The organism is Nostoc sp. DSM 114159 (genome assembly GCF_053470285.1).
In genome coordinates this window covers 3,271,268-3,289,210 of the sequence record NZ_JBPFEH010000001.1, presented here as the reverse complement: position 1 = coordinate 3,289,210, position 17,943 = coordinate 3,271,268, and the positions used below count along the sequence as shown (strand labels likewise).

The following is a 17,943-nucleotide window of genomic DNA, read 5'->3' as shown; positions in this document are numbered from 1 at the left end:
TTACGAATTACGAATTACGAATTACGAATTACAAATTATCTTGACACTTGCGCTACGATATCCCCTATTGCTTTCATGCAATGTACGTGAGGAGTAGTAGAGATGAAACAGATGACAGAAGAATTCAATACACAGGTCGCAGAGAATCTGGTGGCGATCGCTAACCAATTCGCCCCACTGGGGAAGGTTACAGGCGTTAAAGCTTTTGGCAGTGGTAATATAAATGACACTTTTTTAGCAACTCTCGATTCTTCAAAGGAACAATATTTTGTCTTGCAACGCATTAACACACAGGTGTTTCGTCAGCCACAACTGATTATGCAGAATATGCGTACCTTAACTGAACACGTTCAAAAAAGGTTGCAGGATACACCCCTGAATCGTCGCTGGGAAGTGCCACGCGTACTGTTGACCAAAAACGCTCAAGACCACTGGAAGGATGCAGATGGCTCATTTTGGCGGGCAATCAGCTTTATTCCAGGCTCCCAGTCTTTTGATAGTATGCGCGATCGCTCCCACGCCAAAGAAATCGGTTATGCGTTGGGGATGTTTCACAATCTAATCAGCGATTTGCCAGCAGAAAAACTAGCTGACACCCTCAAAGGCTTCCATATTACACCGTTTTATCTCCAGCATTACGAGGAAGTTTTGCCGAAAACTAGTGCGCCTCAATCTTCGGAAGTGAATTATTGCTTACAGTTTGTTAGCGATCGCCAAGCTTTTGCACATATCCTCGAAAATGCCAAAGCTGAAGGCAAGCTACCCCTACGTCTGATGCACGGCGATCCCAAAATCAATAACGTGATGTTTGACACTGTTACCCAGCAAGCCGTCAGCGTCATCGACCTCGACACCGTGAAACCCGGTTTGGTACATTACGATATTGGTGATTGCCTGCGATCGGGTTGCAATCCGGCTGGCGAAGAAACCGAGAATTGGGAAAGTATTTATTTCGATACCGATCTGTGTCAAGAAATTCTCCAGGGTTATCTCGCTGTGGCTAAGGCATTTCTGACCGAAAATGATTATGCATACATCTATGATGCCATTCGTCTAATTACTTTTGAACTAGGACTGAGATTTTTTGCTGATTATTTAGCAGGGAATGTCTACTTCAAAGTTAAGCACCCAGAACATAACTTAGCAAGAGCGATCGTTCAGTTTAAGCTGACTGAAAGTATTGAATCTCAAGAAACGCAGATTCGCAAAATTATCCAAGATATGAAATGAACAAGCAGACATTTTCCCTGCAATCCTTTTCTTCCACCGAGTCTTTTCCTGATTTGAAAATTACAGGCAATATCTGCCGAAATGCTAATCAACTTACTATCTACTACAACCTTGGAGGTGACTTCAAAGAAATTGCAATTGCTCCAACATCAAATGCACCATCACGCAAGCATAAACTTTGGGAAGATACCTGCTTCGAGTTTTTTCTTGGCATTAAAGATTCTGCACGATATTGGGAATTCAACCTCTCCCCCGCCGGACACTGGAATGTCTATCGCTTTGATGGATATCGTCAAGGGATGCAAGAGGAAACTGCCTTTAAAAAGCTACCATTTAGCGTTCAGAATCAAACCGATGCTTTGGTACTTGCGTTAGATGTCGATTTGGATCGAATCGTCTCGGCAAACCAAGCCATCGAAATTAGCATTACTACCGTTATCAAACACAGAGATGGTGAAGTGACTTACTGGGCGTTAACTCATCGAGGCGCGGAGGCTGACTTTCATCTCCGAGACAGTTTCATCGTTGAGTTGTGAAATGTGGTTACTGCTACCAATATGCCAAAACGAGAAGGCGGCAACAAGTCACCCATTTGGATGAAAGGCAATTCAACCATTTGGGTGAGTCAATTGTATGAGGTTAATTTCTATAAATAAGGGGAATCTATTAGTAGAAACTATTAATTCCACTTCACTATAGTTAAGGAGTACCTGATGAAATTAATAACATTGATAAATTCTACAGTTATCATTGCCTCTCTTGCCTTCACATCTGGCATTGCTAGCGCTCAAACAGCCAGATCGATAAACACAGCAGTTAATCCTGATGCATTAAGCAGTAATTCTACCAATGCCAGCTACATTCAGCCGTTTAATCTTGTTAATCTTGCTTACCAAGGTGCTTTCAAACAGCAAGGAGTTCCTAGCGGAGGAGCTTTGATTTCTCAAGGTCAGCGCGGAAATATTACTGCGAAAGATTTAGTCAAAGCTGCGATCGATGCTAAAAAATTACCAGCACAAGTTTTAAGCGATCGAACTTACATAAGTGCTGTTAGTTCACAATTGCAAACATTAACCGGGGTAAGTTATCCTGAATAAGTACAGCTTTGTCTATGGCTATGTTTAAGTTTTTAATTGGATGAAATACAAGTTAACCTTTTCCTTAAAGCATTCCGTACCAGTTGAAATAACCCCTGTACATCTAAAGTATGGAGGTTTTAGATTAGGGGTCTGCTAAATAATTTTGTTTAAGGCAAGATACGCGATAAATCGCCGTCTCTACAATCATCAGATAATAAACAAACTAATTTACTTCTTTCGTTTGATAGAGTTAATTAAAAGATAAGTAAGATATATAAATAAAAGCCAATTATCGAATATTAGCTTTATGCAAACAAAATATGGCAATCTTCAGGGTAGAAAATATAGTAAAACAAAACAATTACAACGGTTTTTTAAACAAATTTACCCAAAAGGTAGATTGATTTTACCGAATTTTATTAAATACTTAGCTGCAATTACTAAAGAAATTGTCTTGAACCAAGATCGGGTTCTGCTGGCAGGAGTGCAGACAGAAAATGTATCTGTCCAATTGTTTGAGGATGGGGTTTTTGGGAGGGCTAAATGAACTCAAAATATAACTTTCAATACTTTCAAGGAAGTTCTCTTTCCGATCTGTTTGCTCAAGATATCACAGATGCATCTTATGGGTTTATCCTCAATTACCCTGCAACTGCTAGTTGGGCTGCTTATCCCAATCTAGAAAAATATTTTATTCAAGATGGCAGTAGTGAAGCCACCAAAACCTCCTTTGACAAGATTTGCCAAAAGGAACCTTGGAAAATTTTAGCTGTGTTAGGCGATCGCATTCCTGGAATTGTGATTAATCCGCCGCCAAAGTCGCTGCTTGCATACTGGCAAGAGCATTTTGGCTTCAGCTACTCCAATAGGTTGATAATGGATCGCTTAACTTATTTGGACGATCTCAGCCACAGCGATCGCTTTGACAAACTCATCACTCTATTTCCCTTCGATCGCCTCAAAAAAGAAAAACACGCTGTTGATTCAGACACTCATTACCGTTTACTCAGCAAAGTTACTTTAGCCGAATTGGGAGTGCAATGTCCAAAATACCAGAGTTACAATTTGCACGCTCATAGTCTAGAAGACATTCATTTACCACAACAATTTCCCTATTTAATCAAAACATCGCACGGACTCTCAGGGGAAGGCACTTATATCATCAAAAGCCTCAACGATTTGAACTACTGCTTTGAGGAAATCAGAAAATATCTCAAGATTAAGTCGCTCGATAGAATTATTGTCTCGGAGTTCGTCAAGAATGAGGTGCAGAATTACTGCGTACAGTTTTATGTCAACAAAGCGGGAGAGATAACCTTCATCGGCACTACCAGCCAACTCGTCACTCCAGAAGGCAACTATTTAGGCGGACTAATTGACTACCGCAACACTGACACGAGCAAATTCTTTGAAATGATTGCCGCCATTGGTCAGTATGCTTACAAACATGGTTATTTCGGCGTGATTGGGTTCGATGTGCTAGAAGATCGAGACGGAGAATTTTATGCGATCGATGCCAATTTCCGAGTCAATGGATCGACTCCGTTGTGCTTACAGCGTCACACCCTACTGGAACTGGGAAAGGAAGTTGCTAAATATTCTAGTAGCTACCGCATGGAAGGTACATTGGATTCAATTTTAGTCACCTTAAAACCAGAACTAGATCGCAAAGACTTAATCGTTCTGTCCGCTTTAGAGAAGGTCAAATACGGAAAAATCTACACCGAAATTTATGCGATCGTGACTGGAGAAACTATCCAGGAAATGCAGCATATCGAGCAGAAATTACAGGATAAGGGATTACAATGGCTCCCTTAAACAGGTTGGGGACAAGGGGGAATTTTTGAACAAATCTCTCCCAAGTCTCCCCCCTCTTCCTTGTCTCTTCTCCATGCCCTCTGCCCCTCGGTCACTGAGCGTAGCCGTACCCCTCCGGGGAAGCAAGCTACGCGGAGCGTCTCGCAGAGAAGTGCTGCCCCTCTGCTCCATCAAACGCCTGAAGCTTGTGAGAAATGCGGGTAAAGCGTCCTTACTTTAATCCCACTTTTTAAACGTGGGTTCCTCCTGCTTCCTGAAATCTACTTCCTGTGGCGCTTTCAAATTCCCCAATAGACAGAGAAATGCAACCGTAATAATAATTAACGTATATATGTACTAGGAGAGTTATTAAGAAATATTTTTAATAACAACTGATACTAACAAAGTGGCTGAATTACCTATTGAAGCTATCTCTAAGATTCTCGAAGCCAATTCCCAATCCCTAATTTATTTTAAAACGTAACACTTATGCAATTAAAGCCAATCAATCAGCAAGTCGTTTCTGTCGTCGGAGCCTCCAGCGGGATCGGACGTGTCACAGCTCTTGAGTTTGCTAGACGCGGCGCAAAAGTCGTAGTCTCGGCTCGGAGTGAGTTGAAGCTAAAGTCTTTAGTGGAGGAGATTCGCGGCTTTGGCGGTGAGGCAACTTTTTACGTAGCTGATGTGGAAGTATTTGAGCAAGTTAAAGCGATCGCAGATAAAACTGTGGAAGTGTACGGGCGACTCGATACATGGGTACATGTCTCTGCGATCGGCATCTTTGCCACTTTCGACAACATCACACCAGAAGAGTTTAAGCATGTCATTGATGTCGATCTCATGGGACAAGTGTATGGTGCAATGGCAGCCCTACCCCATCTAAAGCGTGAGGGACGGGGGGCACTGATCCACGTCTCTTCAATGGAAGGTAAGCGATCGCTCCCCTACCAAAGTGCTTACTCGGCAGCCAAGCACGGAGTCGAGGGCTTTATCGAAGCCATGCGCCTTGAGTTACTACATGAAAAATGGCCGATTAGCGTCACGAGTGTGAAACCAGCAGTGATTAACACCCCCTTTTGGAATAATGGTCTGACGAAATTAGGCGTAAAGCCTTCCGGGATACCACCTTACTACGATCCTAAACTTGTAGCTGATGCTATCCTCTACGTAGCCGAACATCCAACTCGTGACTACTTAGTTGGGGATGTAGCTAAAATATTAGATGTGGTACAGCGCGTCTCACCATCATTAGTAGATTCACTGTTACTGCTCGTCGGCTTTGATTTACTACGTTCTTCTGAGGCGAAATCTGAAGATGCACCAAATAATTTTTACCAATCTGTTCCTGAAGACGACAGAGTTAAGGGTGATTTTAGTAACTTAGTTATACCTAGCGTATCCGACTGGCTAGAAAAAAATCCGCTTCTTCAGTGGGGTGCGATCGCTGGTACAGCAGCATTAGCGTTGTTAGCAGCTAAAGTATTCAAAGATTAAGGATAAATAGACTTTTCGGAAAATTTGCAATTCAGTTTTTACAAGGATTTGAGAGAAATCATTGCAAACTTTTTAGCAACATAGTGATGAGATTTTGAGATAATTACTAATAATGCCATTTGGTAGTTATAAAAATCTTTTTAACTATTGATACTTTGCACAATCATAAGTTTCTTGTAATTAGAGTAAATCTCAGCAGTCAAATTTTCCGATCCAGGAGCATTCTAGCCAATGACAGACTATCAACGCACCTTACCGCCTCTGTGGATAGGTTCGGCGATCGCTTTCTATGCCTTTATTGCCATTGGTATTGCTGAAGCAGGATTAGGAGTTCTTTTGCCCTCGATTCTGTCTACCTATAACCTAACTCCCGCAACCGTCACTCTGCTGTTTCTCAGTCAAATTAGCGGTTACATTCTGGCAGCATTCACCAGCAGTCTGGTGAGTAGTCGGCTGGGGTTAGCCCGAATGCTGTTGATTGCTGCGGGCGCGCTGACGATGGCACTGACGATCTATGCCATCTCACCCTCCTGGTTTCTCATGGTTGCGGCTGGATCGGCGTTGGGATTGGGCATTGGGTTGATTGATGCAGGCATTAACACCTACATTGTCCAAGATTCCCGCAGTGCCAGTTTAATTGGTTTGCTCCATGCTTTCTATGGTATTGGCGCTCTTTCAGGCCCGGCGATCGCTACTACTTTATTAGCAGTTGGCATGAACTGGCGACAAGTTTATGGGGTATTAGCTGGAATTGTCAGTCTATTAATTGTGAGCGTGCTGGGTGTTATCATCTTCAACTACACACCAATGACAGTACGGATATTGCCATCAAAGACAACTGCCTTAGAAAATCTGGGCAGAGCGCTGCAAACTCCGATAGTACTGCTAACTGGGCTACTTTTGCTGGTTTATGTTGGCACTGAAGCCTGCATTGGTAACTGGGCATACACTGTGCAGTCTGTCGCTCGTCACACTCCCACGCTGATTGCTGGTTACAGCGTTAGTGCTTACTGGGTGGGATTAACATTAGGACGTTTCATCTTAGGTTATTTCTTGCAATCCCTTGGGGCGGTGCGCACAATCAGTATGTCGCTCAGTCTTGTAATCATTGGATTGCTTGCTTGGTGGCAATTGCCCGATCAATGGATTAGCTTACCGTTGATTGGCTTTGGGTTGGCAGCCATCTTTCCTGCAACCATTTGGTTAATCCCTCAACGATTACCAGATCCCCATGTTCCTGCGGCTGTTAGCATTGCCACTAGTGCCGCCAGTTTGGGCGCTGCGATCGTACCCACTGGAGCCGGTTGGGTTGCAAGTTGGACAACTTTAGAAATCATCCCAATGTTGATGCTGCCATTGGCGCTGTTAATGGTGGGCTTACATTGCTGGCTGGTACAACATTCGGTAACTGACTTTTCTCGTTAAGTCTCAAAAAACTTACCCATATTTGTTATCCAAAGTATCTAATACCCCCCCTAACCCCCTTTTCAAGGTTACGGTGTATACACAAGTGTTGGTGCGGTGTATCTATCCCGCCTCGGAATTTATTCCGAGTCTCATAACCAAAGTCCTCTAAAAGACAATACAGTTCAGTTAAGAAAAATTGTAGGTTGGGTGAAGCAAAGCGCAACCCAACAAAGCTATGAAAATGTTGGGTTTCGTTCCTCAAACGCCACGTGCTACAAGTCGGCATAGCCGCCCAACGCAGTGGCTCCCCAACCTACACAACTTAAGTTTTTTGGCGCTAACTGAACTGTATTGCTCTAAAAGAGGACTAAACAAGAAATTTAGTTTAGTCCTCTAAAAGAGGACTGTTAGCTATCAGCCCGGAACTTTAGTTCTGGGCGTTATGAGCGGGATATTTGCTCAGTGTGCGACTTTCACTTGAACAGAAATATTGGGTGGGTAGGATTTTTAGAGATGTGTGTACACCGTAGCTTGTCAAGGGGAGGGGAAATAGTTTCTTAAAGCCTCCCAATACATCGGGGAGTTGGGGGGATAATGTCAAAATTTAATATGCTATAGGACACTTTTTTAACATTCTCTAAGCAATAACTAATGCCTTTAACTCCTCAGTTTTTAATCTTGGCCCATAGCATGTAACAATCTTAGAAGCTGCGGCCGATGCTAATTTTCCGGCTTCTTCATAGCTCATACCTTGGGTAATTCCATAGAGGAAAGCTCCTGCATACATATCTCCTGCTCCTACTGTATCTACAGCTTTTACTTGAGGTGCAGCGATTTCGATTAATTTCTCACCGTCAAATACTACTGATCCCTTGGAACCGCGAGTGATAGCAAATTTCTTACTCAGGGTTTTTAGTTTGTCTACAGCTACTTGAAAATCTTCTGTATCTGCTAGTTCTAATGCTTCACTTTCATTAGCAAAAATCAAGTCTAAACCAGGCCCAATGATCTCTAATAAACCATCTTTAAAAAATTTCACCATGTTGTAATCAGATAGGGACATGGTAGTTTTTACTCCCGCTTTTTCAGCTATTTCTCTAGCCTTTATAGCTGCTTCTTTTCCTGTAGGAGAAGCCACTAAATATCCTTCTATATATATATATTCTGAATCAGCGATCGCTGATGATACTAATTCTTGTGTAGAAAATTCTCCAGTAATTCCCAAAAATGTATTCATGGTGCGATCTGCATCGGGAGTTACTAACACCAAACATTTACCTGTAATTCCTGATTGGCGATCGCCATTTTTTAAGTTGGTATCTACCTGAGAGTTGACTAAATCTTCGATGTAAAAGTCTCCAAATTCATCATTAGCTACTTTGCAGGAATAAAAAGTTTTTCCTCCTAGTTGACTAATTGCCACTATTGTGTTGGCGGCTGAACCTCCACAACTCTTATGGCAATCAAGATTTTTGAGATTTTCCAAAATATGATTTTGACTGTCTTCATCTAGAAGTGTCATTACACCTTTATCAATCTTTAGCTTTTGTAGTAACTCTGGAGAAACTTCGTATTCTATATCTACTAAAGCATTACCTACACCATAAACATCATATTTCTTGCCCATTGTCGATCTCCGAGAATAATTTCTATCTGACTTGAACAGAACTGATGATAACAGATAGACAACTCTCGTAGGTAGAAAAAGCTTACTCGTTGATGAAATACTTTCAAAAAAACGAGCAAGCAAATATAATTACTACTACTGTGACGCTACGAGTACAAATCCTCAGAATGGCACGAAGAAAAACTCAGGCGATCGCTACATCTAAAACGTGACGATTTTACACGAAGTTATACTTAGTGAGACAATTGTGCTTTCAGATGGTCAGCTAATCGAATTGCCAAGGCGATAATGGTCAGCGTCGGATTAGCATAGCCTCCTGTAGGGAAAACAGAGCTACCTGCCATAAATAAATTAGAGATGCCGTGAACTTGACAATTTGCATCAACTACTCCTTGTTTTGGGTCGTGATGCATACGCGTTGTTCCCATATTATGATGGGTACTAAGAGAAGCAACTGGACGATCTCCATCTAATTCAATTTGCAACTCACCCAGTCCGGCGCTAGCAAACTCTTGTGCAAATACTAACTGCGATCGCTTCACACTGCAAATATCTATTTCGCTCCAATAATTAATTAATTTTGCTTGCGGACAACCCAGCTTATCTAGTTGATTGCTGAGTGTCACTCGATTATCTGGATTTGGGGTTTGTTCAGTTTGGCTGAGAACTTCAAACTTAGTATATTTCTGTTCATTACCTTCATGCTCAGACCATCCTCCATGACTTAAATCAGGGAATAAATATTCTTTTTTGAGATTATATTTATACCAATCAGCGACTAAATCATCAATATTCGTTATGACATTTTGCAAATGCTGAAAAATATTTTTAGGTAACTTTTTTTGTCGAACTGAAGAGAACAAAATTTTTGCAGAAGCCTTTGCTGCCGATCTAAATCTTTCATCTCTGGGATATAACAACGCGGTCATATTTAATAATTTATCGCGGCGCATCACTTGTTCCGTCAGAGCAAATTTTCCCATGACTGTGACATTGTTCACGCGGCGTAAATCATACAAAGCCATCGAATTAAATATTTTGCGATTTGGCGGAACAAGCATACCACAACGGATAAATGGATGATCCATGAAGAATCTACCCACTAAATCATGTTGATTGCCTAATCCATTCTTTTGAATTCTGTTTGATAGTAATAACAACCGCGCGTTTTCAATCCCACCTGCGGCTAAAATAAATACTTTTGCAACAACCCAAAATTTATTACCAGATAAACAAGCAACTTGCACGCGTTTCACTGTTTGGGCTGTTTCGTCTGCCTCAATTTCTACCACATTGGCGTTGAGGTATGTAGTTATATTAGGAGATTGATTGATTTGGCGGCGATATTCATTAGTAAAAATATCGCGCGGGCCAAACTGAAACATACTAGTAGTAACTCGGTCACTTGTGAAATGTGTCCGAGGAGATTGAGCATTTTCCCAAGCCTCAGCTTCGTAAGCAAAAGAACCGAGTTTACAGACTGCTTGAGCGCGCTCATAAAATGGATTGAGGTGAGATTTACTAAAAGGCCAGCCACTATATGGAACCCAATCTCGTTTTTCAAAATCTATTGCGTCTAACGGCACGTGCCTCAGACCAAGTTGATTTTTATTAATTTCAATATTCCAGACATTAGCCATTCCACCAAATTGACGATGACGCATATCTTGTAAGGGGGGAAAAGGATCTCCAACCGTTTCACCTTTACCAAGAGATGCAGTTTCTCGATCAAATTCTAAATCACCACTTTCTAGTAAGCACACTCGAAAGTCTTGCCCAATTAATTCTCGTGCAAGTGTAATTCCGGCTGGGCCAGCACCAACTATACAAACTTCCGTATTGATAATTTCATCTATTGGTAATTTGCGGCTATCAATCAACATTGATTTAATTCCTTTTGCATAAATATTTTTTATATTGCGCAGATGTATAGAGGATATTAATTACGAAGTGTAAATGCGTTTGTAGTAAGGACTTTAGTCCTGAATTTTTAAGCACTAAAGTGCTTACTACAAACCGATCAAAACTTTTGTGATAGAGGGCTAGGCATTACAGAGCGGATTGCATTAATAAAATTTTGGGCATAATTCTGCGTTGAAAAATCGAGGGCGCGTTGTCTAGCAGCTATTCCCGCACTTCGGGCAAATTCTTGCTCGTCAAGATAGCGGAGAATTGCGATCGCTAATTTATCCGCATCGCCGTAAGGTGTTAATAATCCATTCATTCCATCGGTAATAATCTCTGTCGGCCCGCCTGCACTACCAGCAATTACAGGTTTACCCAGCGCCATCGCCTCAATAATCACAATCCCAAACGGTTCTTTATCCGATGCATGAACAAATACATCCATTGCTTGCACCCATTCCGGGATATTACGCTGTAGTCCAGCCATAATTACTTGGTCTTCCAAGCCCAAAGCGGTGATTTCGGCTTTTAAGAAGTCCTCATAATCCGGTTCCAAATCGTGCTTACCGCCAACTACCAGACAATGGGCATCGGGATACTTCTGTAAAATTTTGGGCATCGCTTGCACCAATACGTGCATTCCCTTCCATCGTTGCAATCGTCCCACAATTCCAATCAACGGCCCGTGTAAAGGTAAGCCTAATTTTCGCCGTGCTTCTTCTGGAGTTGGTAAAGCATTCGGCTCAAATCGGTCTAATGCGACACCAGGATAAACCAAAGGCGTTGGTCTGTGCGGCCAAATCTCTGCCTGTGCTTGCTTGCCATCTTGCGAAAGAGTGATAATTGCCCGCGCTGGGATTAAAGTAGCAAGTCGCACCAACAAAGTTCGATCGCTAGGTACTTCTAGTTGATACCACACAGCAGGCAACCCTGCCAGCATTGCCGCCAAACCTCCAGATATATGCGTAATCCACATCCAATTGACAATTATATCTGCACGTTCGCGGCGTGCGATCGCAGCTATCCGCAAAACAGCGCCAATAAAACGGTGGATTTGGCGTAAACGTCCACTTTCTACAACTCGCGCATCAATACCGAGAGACTTTACTTGTTCCACCATCGGGCCGGATTCTAAAAATATCACCAGCCACTCAACACCAGCATTACGTCCCTGCTGCACCAAATCCCAAAGCATCATTTCACCACCGCCTCGTTGCTCGGCTAGTGGCATGACAATAATTACTTTCATAATCTATATCAGTCCTATTTAAGTTATAAGATTTATGAGATTCTCGACTTATTAGAGAAGTTAGAAATATTGGAGAACATCTGAGGATTGCTATAGTACTTATGTCCTGCCATAGCCATAGCTAAAAATCCCCAAAGAATCATCCCTGAGACGCTCAACATCCCGCTACCGATAACTAACTGTGAAGCAGAACTGATGCCAATGGCGCGGGCAGCACTGACAAAACTATCGAAACGACCTTCACTATAGCTGCTAACAGTAATAATCAACAAGATTAATCCACCCATATAAAATATGCCTCCAAACCAACCAAGGGTGAAAAACATATCTAAAATGCCACTATCAATTACCACTACTTCAATTTGACCAGTTTTTTCGTTGACTTTCCAAATATTTCCTAAGCCGTTACCTAGACCATTAGAAAGGGCTAAACCAAGATTTCTGTCATAAGTTCCCGATCTATCTTTAAAGCTGCCATCTTCTTGAATATTAGAAAAAGTTTCAAAACGTGCTGCTACTACTCCAGCAATTGGTTCGATAGTTGTCAATGGCACAACACAAATAGCCATGATTACAATTATGGTAATTAAGCGCATTTGAATTTTGGCTTTGACTGAACCCATAATCATAATTATTCCAAATAACCAGCCTCCCCAATTAGTACGTGCTTGTGTTAATAGAAAAGATAAATAACCAACAGCTGAAGCCGGAAAAATTAAGCTTCCCGAACCGGTCAATAATAAGAGTAATCCAGCCTGCATAACCGAACCAAAGGGGCCGACTGAGTGTAATGTACTCCAGACGCGCATCCCGAAAGGTACAGGGTTTCCAGAACTCATGAATAATTTTGATTGGATGAGCCAGTATCTATCCCACTCAGGAGCTACTACAAATTGATATACGCCATAAGTTCCTAAAATCAACACAGACCAGAGAAATGTTCGCTGAATGTTCTGGCGATAACTGGGATAATCTCGCCAGTTGATAAATAAGTGAAAAGCGAAAATCACCGGACTGAGCCAATCCATTAATCCGCGTGCTACAGGGATAGGTGGGTTGTAAATTAGACCGATGAGAAACCCATAAAAAACTCCAATAAAAGCCAAAACAAACGGCAAACCCCCTTGGCGAGAAGCGCGGGGAAAGTGTCGCAAAAATGTTGCTATAGTAATAAACACCACCAAGTAGGGTGCTATGAGCATTTGACGGCTAGCATCCCAGCCTACCCGATAATCAACTAAGCGAGTCGCTAAGGGTGTGAGAAACCAAATCCACCAGGTAAAGCCAATGTAGAGAATGGGATGCCGCAAGTATAAAAATACGGCTACTACTAAAGCTGTCGCCGGGTAAATTAGGCGCAATCCGGCAGTAACACCACCAAAATAGCAAACTACAGTTAGTAATATAAAGCCTGCGATCGCCATCCAACCTTGTAGCGATCGCTCTTCGGGAGAATAGTTTTCTTGTAAAAAACTATTGAAAAGTATCTGCTTAGAATTCATTCAATTTTAGATGTACATATAAATAAGTTCAACTCGTTCCCAGGCTCTAGCCTGGGAATGAAGTCATTCGAGGCTCTGCCTCATTCTGAATTGCGAATTCTGAATTTTGAAATGTTTATATCCCTGCCAACGTCCACGCCAGGATGCTAATAACTTTTTCCCCGCCAACTGCCCTTGACTAGGTAAAAATCTCAGCCATTGTACTAAGCCCAAACTATCGCATGTACCCACAAATACTGCCCAGAACAAAAATGCAATCCGGCGGATAAATGGTAAATGCTCTAGTAAAACTAAGGTTTCATTATGGACTAAATTAATAAAGGCAATTTCATTAAAGTTATTTCGCTGATCTTCATCAAAACGTTGTGCTGGATAATGATCTACAGCAACGCGAGGATCGTAAATTATCTTCCAACCCGCCCGCTTTAATGCCAGGGTGAATGCCATTTCAAAGTGTACTTGCGCTCCAGTACCGCGCATCCGCTCGTCAAAGCGTAGTTGTCCGATAGCTTGGGTACGAAAACTCATGTTCACGCCCTTGAGAATATCGACTTCGCGGGGTTCTCCCACTCCCAGGTGATGGTTGCCAATGACTCGCCCAAACCATTGCAACTGTCCCACTACTGGGCGGGATTCGTCTTCTAATTTGCTGCCGTGGTATATCCAATCACGCCCTCCCAGACCGCCGAGGCGACGATCGCAGCTAAAGTAAGCCGCAATCCGCTCTAACCAATCGGGATGGGGTGCGGCATCATCATCAGTAATGGAAACAATATCGCCCTCCACTGCTGCTAATCCGGCGTTGAGAGCTGCTACTACCCCCGGTTGTGTCACTTTCACGGGATGCAGTGGCAAATTGTGCGCTGTGTATTGGGCCAGAAATTCCCAAGTTTCTGCATCCGTATCGCGGACAACCACGATCGCTTGATCGACTGGTTTAGTTTGCTCCTGTAGCGCCAAAAGGCAGCGTGAGAGGTCTTGTGGACGGCGATAAGTCGGTATCAGAACAGTGTTCCGCATTGCTTAACTCCTCGAATAAATCCACATAAGTTTGTGCCATAGTAGTCCAGCTATGTTGTTCTGCCACAGAACGAGCAGCTTGACTCATTTGCTGTATGAGCATATCTCCACTTACCAAGGACATCATCGCCACAGCCAAAGCATCGATATCATTTGAGTCGGTTAAGACGATGCCACATTCTGGTGTCACCAACTCTGCACCCCCGGTAGCTGTGGCAGTAATTACTGGTAGTCCTGAAGAAAGTGCTTCTAACAATACGAGGCTACAAGCTTCATATCGGGAAGGAAAAATAAATAAATCTACTGACCGCATAATTTCGGGGATATCACGGCGAAATCCGACAAAATGCACGCGATCGCTTAACCCCAAGGATGCCGCTAGTTGTGGGAAGGGACTACCTTCGATATGACCTACCACCGCCAAATGTAAATCGGGAACTTTCACCAAGGCGTGTAGTACTGTATCTAAATTCTTTCTGGGTGTGCGGATATCTCCAGCAAACAAAGCTAGGGTGACATTCTCCGGTAAACCTAATTTTTGGCGATTGCTTTGGCCAGGGGTAAACTCTTCTAAATCTACGCCATTGACAATTACCCGAATTCGAGAACGCGGTACACCAATGTTGACTAATTCTTGGGCTACCTTTTCCGATACAGCTACAACAACCTGCGCTTTTTGGAAAGCTTGTTTTTCCCAACGGGCATTAAAAGCCGTAAATAGCCACTGGTAAAAACCATAGAAATCGCGGCGGTTGCGAGAAATATGAACTGGCGATCGCAACCATGAACTGTGGACAAAATGCACAGCATTCACATCAGCCGCAGCCAGATTAATTGCTCCATTGACTTTAACTAAATCAATTTCAGAGCGATGTTTGCGCAACCAATCTGCACTTTTTTGAGCAAAGATGAAATTACGCACAAATTCTGTAGGATAGCCTTTGACTGAAATTTGAATCCAATTAACTTGGCTATTTTCTTCTAGTTCTGGTGCGACTTCACTAGCTAATAATGTCAAATGATGACCGCGACGAATTGCTTCCTTAGCAACCTCATAGTTTACCCGCCCCTGACCATCACCTTTTTTGATTTTATGAGTAACAATACAAAGTTTCATACACTATTTCCTTAAGGATAAAATCCTTGAATCACCCCTCCCCAACCCTCCCCGTATGTATTGGGTAGGGGGCAATATTTCAAGTTTCCCCCCTTTATAAAGGGGGATTAAGGGGGGTCTATTCGACTTATGCAAGAGATATCTTTAAGAAAGAAATTCCTCAACTCAGAGATATTGAGATATTATTTCGATATTCCGATTAACTTACTTGTTAAAAATCGCGGCGTAAAACTAAGACTAAGTGCTGCCATAGTTCGCACATTAAATTTTTGTTGATTCAGCGCTTGCCAAAAATAAGGGCGTGCTGCGGCTATCTGTTCGCTTCGTAGCAAACCAATTCCCAAAGTAGTATTAGCTTCTAACCATTTCTCCTGAAAATGAGTTCTAAATTCCTGTAACCGAGGATCTTCCATAAATACTTGATAGCAAAACATTTCGCTTTTCGCTTTGCGAATTTTTGCTTGTACATCTCGACTACCACTGAGCATAGTATCAGTTTGCTCATGGGCACGATATCGCGTCAATCTTTCTGGACAATAGTAAGCACCATAACCAGATATACAGAATAGATAGGTTAAATATAAATCCCACATCCCACCAACTTCTGAGGGAATACTATACCAATCCACCAAATTATTCCGAATCACGCAAGATGCAGCAGTAGGTATACTTTTATCTACCAATCCAATTTTGGAAAAAGGCTTATAAATTCCTTTGGCTAGTTTGTCTCGCTTGTAAGCGCGTGTATTTTCTTCAGTACCAGCATGATTAATTATGCCATCAGCATCTATAATATATTGGTCACAAAAAGCGAGAATTAAATCAGAATTGGCTTCTAGTGGTGGTACAAGCGTTGCTAAAAAATCTTCATGCCAAATATCATCGTCATGGAGACTAGCAACATATTTACCTTGCGCCATGCTAAAGCCATACTGCTGATTAGCTAACATCCCCACATTTTGCGGATGCTGCCAAAATTTGATGCGTGAATCACCAAAAGATGCGACAATTGCTTGGGGATTTTCGGAACTACAATTGTCAGAAATAATAATTTCAATATTTTGATAAGTTTGTTTTATCGCACTTGCGATCGCTTGCTTGAGATAGTCTGGTCGATTATAGGTGGGGATAACAATACTGACTAAAGGTTGTTGACATTCTTGATGCAATGACATATTTTTCTCCCTTAATATTTTCTAAGTAAAAGATGCAATATTTGATGTTTTTAGTAAATTCAGCTTATTTAGCTGGAGAGATACTATATACTTTGTTCGCTTGGGAAGGAAATTCAGCTATTGTTTTTGCATAAATTGTTCGGAGATTATTTACATGAGCAGCCATTGTAAATTCCTTCATCAATAAAGTATGACCTTGCTCACCCATGTATCGGCTTTTTTGATAATCTCTAGACAATTCATTAATAGCATCAGCCAGCTTTTGAATATTATTGCCTGGAACAAGAATACCCGTTTCTCCATCTTGTAAATGTTCTGGAATTCCTCCGACTGCACTACCAATTACAGGACGACAACGAGAGTATGCTTCTAGAGTTACAAGACCAGCAGGTTCAGGCCAAACACTGGGAAAGATGACTGCAAAACACTGTTGATAAAGTTTATCTAATTTATCCGAATCGCACCAACCATGCCAAGTGATTCGCTTATTCAATCCGAGTGTGCTTGCTAACTTTTCTAACCGCGGCCGTTCCCAACCTTCACCTGCAATATCAAGTTGAATTTTTGGGTCTGTATGTATTAAGGTTTTCAGTAACCATTCCAGACCTTTATCAGAAACAATTCGTCCAGCAAACAAAATTCGATGATTTTGATGTACTTCCAAACTTAGGGGTGAACTTGCTGTTTCTGGTATAGAGATTCCACAGTGTAGGGTTATAACTTGTTCAGGGGATACACCGTTTTGAATTAACTCTTGCCGCACATATTCGCTATTCGCAATGAAAGTAATTTTTAGCCTTTTTAAGACATCTAAAAACTGATGAGTGGTTTGAAGTTCTCTAAGAGTTCTTAAAGGTCTACGGCTACCACATTTATCTGCTAATTTACCCCAGGTACACCCTAAATAAGAGAAGTTGCGATCGCAGATTGTCCGTTGCTCTGCTAAATACTTTGTGCCGCTAGGGCAGTAGAATGAGTGATTATGAACGCTGAAGATAGCAGGACATTCGCCTGTAAGCTGCAATAGCAAATCTGGACTGTGGATGTGCAGCAGTTTGAACTGTTTTTGATCGATATTTTTAAGTGATTTTATCACGCGATCGCTAACATCACGTGGTCGATGTTCAAACAGAGAAGCTAAATAAGTTTCAACACCTCCGCTCCCACCGACACCAAAACTTGAGCATTGATAAATTAGGTCTTTGTCAAAGATTTCCTGGGACATATTTTCTATGAATTTTAAGTATATAGGATTAATTTTAATAACTTATTTATAGATAGAATAAGTGGTTAAAATTTTTTTGTTTTACTATTTTGCAAAATTACTGATACATATTTGAG

The 17,943-nt window shown here is 41.8% G+C and carries 15 protein-coding genes; 7 read left to right on the top strand and 8 right to left on the bottom strand.

Features of this window, described 5'->3' with window-relative positions:
* The first annotated feature begins 111 nt into the window (after positions 1 to 111).
* The 7 genes from ACR5KR_RS13530 (at position 112) to ACR5KR_RS13500 (ending at position 7,025) form a co-directional block, all read left to right on the top strand.
* Positions 112 to 1,230, top strand: coding sequence for a phosphotransferase enzyme family protein (locus ACR5KR_RS13530; RefSeq protein WP_448270191.1), 1,119 nt, complete (start codon positions 112 to 114; stop codon positions 1,228 to 1,230).
* Positions 1,227 to 1,766, top strand: coding sequence for a DOMON-like domain-containing protein (locus ACR5KR_RS13525; RefSeq protein WP_445631930.1), 540 nt, complete (start codon positions 1,227 to 1,229; stop codon positions 1,764 to 1,766). The genes ACR5KR_RS13530 and ACR5KR_RS13525 overlap by 4 nt, the downstream gene beginning before the upstream one ends.
* 177 nt (positions 1,767 to 1,943) lie before the next feature.
* On the top strand, positions 1,944 to 2,327 hold the full coding sequence (locus ACR5KR_RS13520; protein WP_445631931.1) for a hypothetical protein: 384 nt from the start codon (positions 1,944 to 1,946) through the stop codon (positions 2,325 to 2,327).
* Between the two features lie 289 nt (positions 2,328 to 2,616).
* On the top strand, positions 2,617 to 2,856 hold the full coding sequence (locus ACR5KR_RS13515) for a hypothetical protein (RefSeq protein WP_448266870.1): 240 nt from the start codon (positions 2,617 to 2,619) through the stop codon (positions 2,854 to 2,856).
* Positions 2,853 to 4,127 carry an ATP-grasp domain-containing protein gene (locus tag ACR5KR_RS13510; protein WP_448266869.1) on the top strand — a complete coding sequence of 425 codons (1,275 nt, stop codon included), beginning with the start codon at positions 2,853 to 2,855 and terminating at the stop codon, positions 4,125 to 4,127. The genes ACR5KR_RS13515 and ACR5KR_RS13510 overlap by 4 nt, the downstream gene beginning before the upstream one ends.
* 468 nt (positions 4,128 to 4,595) lie before the next feature.
* On the top strand, positions 4,596 to 5,600 hold the full coding sequence (locus ACR5KR_RS13505; RefSeq protein WP_448266868.1) for an SDR family oxidoreductase: 1,005 nt from the start codon (positions 4,596 to 4,598) through the stop codon (positions 5,598 to 5,600).
* Positions 5,601 to 5,831: 231 nt separating this feature from the next.
* Positions 5,832 to 7,025: an MFS transporter gene (locus ACR5KR_RS13500; protein WP_445631935.1), complete on the top strand. Its 1,194-nt coding sequence runs from the start codon at positions 5,832 to 5,834 to the stop codon at positions 7,023 to 7,025.
* Positions 7,026 to 7,644: 619 nt separating this feature from the next.
* Here the strand turns inward: ACR5KR_RS13500 and ACR5KR_RS13495 are convergent.
* The 8 genes from ACR5KR_RS13495 to ACR5KR_RS13460 all read right to left on the bottom strand — a co-directional run bounded on the left by ACR5KR_RS13495 (position 7,645) and on the right by ACR5KR_RS13460 (position 17,827).
* Complete coding sequence (locus ACR5KR_RS13495) at positions 7,645 to 8,634, bottom strand: adenosine kinase (RefSeq protein ID WP_448266867.1); 990 nt, start codon at positions 8,632 to 8,634, stop codon at positions 7,645 to 7,647.
* A 233-nt stretch (positions 8,635 to 8,867) separates the two neighbouring features.
* The gene (locus ACR5KR_RS13490; protein WP_448266866.1) at positions 8,868 to 10,517 is read right to left on the bottom strand and encodes a GMC oxidoreductase; all 1,650 of its coding nucleotides are present in this window, start codon (positions 10,515 to 10,517) and stop codon (positions 8,868 to 8,870) included.
* A 137-nt stretch (positions 10,518 to 10,654) separates the two neighbouring features.
* Entirely contained in the window at positions 10,655 to 11,788 is a 1,134-nt protein-coding gene (locus ACR5KR_RS13485; protein ID WP_448266865.1) for a glycosyltransferase family 4 protein, read from the bottom strand.
* 32 nt (positions 11,789 to 11,820) lie between these two features.
* Positions 11,821 to 13,290 (bottom strand): O-antigen ligase domain-containing protein, encoded by a 1,470-nt coding sequence (locus tag ACR5KR_RS13480; protein WP_448266864.1) that lies wholly within the window; start codon positions 13,288 to 13,290, stop codon positions 11,821 to 11,823.
* Between the two features lie 63 nt (positions 13,291 to 13,353).
* Complete coding sequence (locus ACR5KR_RS13475) at positions 13,354 to 14,310, bottom strand: glycosyltransferase family 2 protein (RefSeq protein WP_448266863.1); 957 nt, start codon at positions 14,308 to 14,310, stop codon at positions 13,354 to 13,356.
* Entirely contained in the window at positions 14,228 to 15,427 is a 1,200-nt protein-coding gene (locus ACR5KR_RS13470) for a glycosyltransferase family 4 protein (protein WP_448266862.1), read from the bottom strand. Before ACR5KR_RS13470 ends, ACR5KR_RS13475 begins: the two co-directional genes overlap by 83 nt.
* A gap of 182 nt (positions 15,428 to 15,609) precedes the next feature.
* On the bottom strand, positions 15,610 to 16,602 hold the full coding sequence (locus ACR5KR_RS13465; RefSeq protein ID WP_448266861.1) for a glycosyltransferase family 2 protein: 993 nt from the start codon (positions 16,600 to 16,602) through the stop codon (positions 15,610 to 15,612).
* A gap of 64 nt (positions 16,603 to 16,666) precedes the next feature.
* On the bottom strand, positions 16,667 to 17,827 hold the full coding sequence (locus tag ACR5KR_RS13460) for a glycosyltransferase family 4 protein (RefSeq protein WP_448266860.1): 1,161 nt from the start codon (positions 17,825 to 17,827) through the stop codon (positions 16,667 to 16,669).
* Positions 17,828 to 17,943: the final 116 nt, after the last annotated feature.